The 1,245-nt window shown below is 63.6% G+C and carries 1 protein-coding gene; it reads right to left on the reverse strand.

Going from position 1 to position 1,245, the window contains the following annotated elements:
- Positions 1-34 precede the first annotated feature (34 nt).
- Positions 35-1,179 (reverse strand): IS3 family transposase gene (locus tag AB0O52_RS23285; RefSeq protein WP_364542974.1). Its coding sequence is split into 2 segments (ribosomal slippage): positions 35-903 and positions 903-1,179, totalling 1,146 coding nucleotides; the frame shifts between segments, so codons are not numbered across the junction.
- Positions 1,180-1,245 lie beyond the last annotated feature (66 nt).

A 1,245-nucleotide genomic window follows, 5' to 3' on the forward strand; every position in this document is an offset into this window, starting at 1 on the left:
ATGGGACTGCCCCGGCTTTTGTTGACTCGGGGTCTTAGGCCGCTGTGAGCGCGGTCCGGTTGATTGTTTCATATTCGATGGGCGTGAGTTTTCCCAGCCGTCTTTGGCGTCGCCGGCGGTGGTAGGTTCTTTCGATCCAGGACGTGATGGCCAGTCGGAGTTCCTTCCGGGTGAGCCACCGCTGACGGTCCAGGACGTTCTTTTGCAGCAGCGAGAAGAACGATTCCATCGCGGCGTTGTCCGCGCACGCGCCGACCCTGCCCATTGATCCTGTGAGCCCGTGGTGCCGGAGGGATTCGACGAAGCGGCGGGACCGGAACTGGGAGCCGCGGTCCGAGTGCACCACCGTCGCTGCCGGGCGGCGGGTCCGGACTGCATTCTCCAGCGCGGCGACAGCCAGCGAAGACTTCATCCGCGAGTCCATCGAGTAGCCGACAATCCTGCCGGAGTAGACGTCCTTCACCGCGCAGAGGTAGAGCTTCCCCTCGGCGGTGGGGTGTTCGGTGATGTCTGTCAGCCACAGTTCGTTCGGTGCCGCAGCGGTGAAGTCACGTTCCACCAGGTCGTCGTGAACCGGTGGTCCCGGCTTCCGATTCAGACCACGTTTCTTGGAGAAAACCGACCAGATGCCGTGGTCCCGGCACAAGCGCTGGACCCTGTTCTCGCCCGCCGTGACGCCCTTCTCCGGGAGCTCGTCGGCGATGAAACGGTATCCGAAGGCGGGATCGTCGACGTGGATGTCCAAGGCGGCGTTGACCAGATGCGCATCCGCCCAGTCCCGTTCCGTCACCGGGCTGGCTCTCCATCGGTAATAGCCTTGCTTGCTGAATCCCAACACCCTGCAGGTCACCGCCACGGGAACACCGTCGGCGGCAAGATCCGTAACCAGCGGGTAGATCATTTTGGGTTGATGTCCCTGGCCAGGTAGGCGGCAGCCCGGCGCAGGATCTCGTTCTCCTGCTCCAGCAGGCGGTTACGCTTCTTCAGTTCCCGCATCTCGGCAGACTCCGCTGCCGCCGGGCCGGCCCCGGTTTCCTTGCGCTCGGCGATGGCGATCCAGCGTTTCAAGGTCGTGACCGAAAGCCCGAAATCCTTCGCGGTCTGCGCGAGCGGCGCCTCGCCCTTGCGGGCCACATCAATAACATCCTGGCGGAACTCCGCCCCATAAGCCGTGGGCATGGTCAACATCCTTCCACGAGCACAAGCTCGCTAGGTCAAGGAGTCAACAAAACCGGGGGCAGCCCC

The organism is Arthrobacter sp. NPDC080073, assembly GCF_040686575.1.
Lineage (GTDB): Bacteria > Actinomycetota > Actinomycetes > Actinomycetales > Micrococcaceae > Arthrobacter.